Source organism: Rhodopseudomonas sp. (assembly GCF_013377015.1).
Classification (GTDB): Bacteria; Pseudomonadota; Alphaproteobacteria; order Rhizobiales; family Xanthobacteraceae; genus JARJEH01.
In genome coordinates this window covers 1-3,258 of sequence record NZ_JACABA010000013.1, presented here as the reverse complement: position 1 = coordinate 3,258, position 3,258 = coordinate 1, and the positions used below count along the sequence as shown (strand labels likewise).

The window sequence follows — 3,258 nt, the reverse complement described above, 5'->3', positions numbered from 1 at the left end:
GTGTCATGGACGATCTTCTGCGTGAATTTCTGACTGAGACGAACGAGAGTCTGGACACGGTTGACAATCAGCTTGTCCGGTTTGAGCAGGACCCGAACAACGCGAAGATATTGGACAACATTTTCCGTCTTGTTCACACCATCAAGGGAACCTGCGGGTTTCTGGGTCTGCCGCGGCTTGAGGCTCTGGCGCATGCGGCGGAGACGCTGATGGGCAAGTTCCGCGACGGCATGCCGGTGACCGGGGAGGCGGTGAGCTCGATCCTGTCGACGATCGACCGGATCAAGGAGATTCTGGGCGGGCTGGAGGCGACGGAGGCTGAGCCCGAGGGGGTCGACGCCGATCTGATCGACGAGTTGCAGCTGCTGGTGGAGCGCGGCATGGCGGCGATGAAGGAAGCCGCCGCGGCGCCTGAACCGGTTGCCGAGCTGGCGCCGGTTGCCGACGCGCATGCGGTGCCGCAGATTCTGGAGCGGTCGCTGCGTCCTGGCGAGGTGTCGCTGGACGAGCTGGAGCGGGCGTTCCAGGAGACCGCGACCGAGATCGCGGCGCCGTCGATCGCGCCGGGCCAGCAAGGTGAAGAAGATGTTAACGCGGCGGTGGCTGCGGCGCCGCCTGTTGCGGCTGCTGTCGCACCGGCACCGAAGCCGGCCGCCAAACCGGCGGCGAAGAAGACCGCGGTGGAACTGGACACGCCGGAGGGCGACCGGGTCGCCAACCAGTCGATCCGGGTCAATGTCGACACCCTCGAGCACCTGATGACGATGGTGTCGGAGCTGGTGCTGACCCGCAACCAATTGCTGGAGATCAGCCGCCGCCACGAGGATACCGAGTTCAAGGTGCCGCTGCAGCGGCTGTCCACCGTCACCGCCGAATTGCAGGACGGGGTGATGAAGACCCGGATGCAGCCGATCGGCAACGCCTGGCAGAAGCTGCCGCGGATCGTGCGCGATCTGGCCGGCGAACTCGGCAAGCAGATCGAACTGGAGATGCACGGCGCCGACACCGAACTGGATCGTCAGGTGCTGGATCTGATCAAGGATCCGCTGACCCACATGGTGCGCAACTCCGCCGATCACGGGCTGGAGCGTCCGGCCGAGCGGGCCGCCGCCGGCAAGCCGGAGCAGGGCACGATCCGGCTGTCGGCCTATCACGAGGGCGGCCATATCGTGATCTGCATCGCCGACAACGGCCGCGGGCTGAACACCGCGCAGATCAAGGCCAAGGCGGTCGCCAATGGTCTGGCGAGCGAAGCCGACATCGAGAAGATGACGGAAGCGCAGATCCACAAGTTCATCTTCGCGCCGGGGTTCTCGACCGCGGCGGCGGTGACCAGCGTGTCGGGCCGCGGCGTCGGCATGGATGTGGTGCGCACCAATATCGACCAGATCGGCGGCACCATCGAGATCAAGTCGGTGGCGGGCGAGGGCTCCAGCGTCACCATCAAGATCCCGCTGACGCTGGCGATCGTCTCGGCGCTGATCGTGGAAGCGGCCGGCGACCGCTTTGCGATCCCGCAACTGGCGGTGGTCGAACTGGTGCGGGCGCGGGCCAATTCCGAGCACCGCATCGAACGGATCAAGGACACCCCGGTGCTGCGGCTGCGCGACAAGCTGCTGCCGCTGATGCATCTGAAGAAGTTGCTGCAGATCGACGACGGCGCAGCGCTGAGCGATCCGGAGAACGGCTTCATCGTGGTGACGCAGGTCGGCAGCCAGACCTTCGGGATCGTGGTCGACGGCGTGTTCCACACCGAAGAAATCGTCGTCAAGCCGATGTCGACCAAGCTGCGTCACATCGGGATGTTCTCCGGCAACACCATTCTGGGCGACGGCGCGGTGATCATGATCGTCGACCCGAACGGGATCGCGCAGGCGCTCGGCACCTCGGTTGCGGCGCAGCACGACATCTCCGACCAGAACGCGGCGGCGCGCGGCGCCAGCGCCGAGCAGCTGACCTCGCTGTTGGTGTTCCGCGCCGGCTCGCCGCAGCCCAAGGCGGTGCCGCTGTCGCTGGTGACGCGGCTGGAGGAGATCGCGGCCGACAAGATCGAGTTCTCGAACGGCCGCCACATGGTGCAGTATCGCGATCAGCTGATGCCGCTGGTGCTGATGGACGGCGTCAGCGTCGCCACCACCGGGGTGCAGCCGATCCTGGTGTTCGCCGACGAAGATCGCACCATGGGGTTGGCGGTCGATGAGATCGTCGACATCGTCGAGGAGCATCTCACCATCCAGGTCGGCTCGAGCCGCGACGGCGTGCTGGGCTCGGCGGTGATCAAGGCGCTGGCGACCGAGGTGATCGACGTCGGGCACTTCCTGCCGATGGCGTTCGCCGACTGGTTCAGCCGCAAGGAAATGAAGCAATCGACCAACGCGCAGTCGATCCTGTTGGTCGACGACTCGGCGTTCTTCCGCAACATGCTGGGCCCGGTGCTGAAGGCGGCGGGCTACCGGGTGCGGCTGGCGACCAGCGCGGTCGAGGGTCTCGGCATGCTGCGTTCGGGCAACCAGTTCGACGTGGTGCTGACCGACATCGAGATGCCGGAGATGAACGGCTTCGAGTTCGCCGAGGCGATCCGGGCCGACAGCAAGCTCGCCACGACGCCGATCATCGCGCTGAGCTCGCTGGTCAACCCGGCGGCGATCGAGCGCGGCCGGCAGGCCGGGTTCCACGATTACGTCGCCAAGTTCGACCGCCCCGGGCTGATCGCGGCGCTGAAGGAACAGACCGCCCATCCGGGCCACCCCGCCCAGCTGGATCAGGCCGCATGAAAGACCCAATCATGACCAACATTATCGACAATGTCGGCGGCGGCACCACCCAATACGCCACCGCGATGATCGGCGGACAATTGTTCGGGCTGCCGATCAGCCGGGTGCAGGACGTGTTCATGCCGGAACGGCTGACGCGGGTGCCGCTGGCGCCGGACGACGTCGCCGGCGTGCTCAATCTGCGCGGCCGGATCGTCACCGCGATCGACATGCGGGCCCGGCTCGGGCTGCCGAAAGCCAGCGACGGCAAGCCGCCGATGGCGATGGGCGTCGATCTGCGCGGCGAATCCTACGGCCTGTTGATCGACACTATCGGCGAAGTGCTGACGCTCCCCGACGCCGGCCGCGAGGTCAACCCGGTCAATCTCGATCCCCGCATGGCCGTCATGTCCGACGGCGTCCACCGCCTCGACGGACAGCTCATGGTCGTCCTCGACGTCGACCGTGTCCTCGAAATCGGAACCGCAAAATTGGCAGCATGACG

General features: G+C 66.2%; 2 protein-coding genes. Both read left to right on the top strand.

The window, feature by feature from the left end; genetic code table 11:
• Window positions 1–5 precede the first annotated feature (5 nt).
• The gene (locus HXX15_RS22935; RefSeq protein ID WP_296519222.1) at window positions 6–2,774 is read left to right on the top strand and encodes a hybrid sensor histidine kinase/response regulator; all 2,769 of its coding nucleotides are present in this window, start codon (window positions 6–8) and stop codon (window positions 2,772–2,774) included.
• Window positions 2,771–3,256 (top strand): chemotaxis protein CheW, encoded by a 486-nt coding sequence (locus HXX15_RS22930; protein ID WP_296519221.1) that lies wholly within the window; start codon window positions 2,771–2,773, stop codon window positions 3,254–3,256. The genes HXX15_RS22935 and HXX15_RS22930 overlap by 4 nt, the downstream gene beginning before the upstream one ends.
• The last annotated feature ends 2 nt before the right edge of the window (window positions 3,257–3,258 follow it).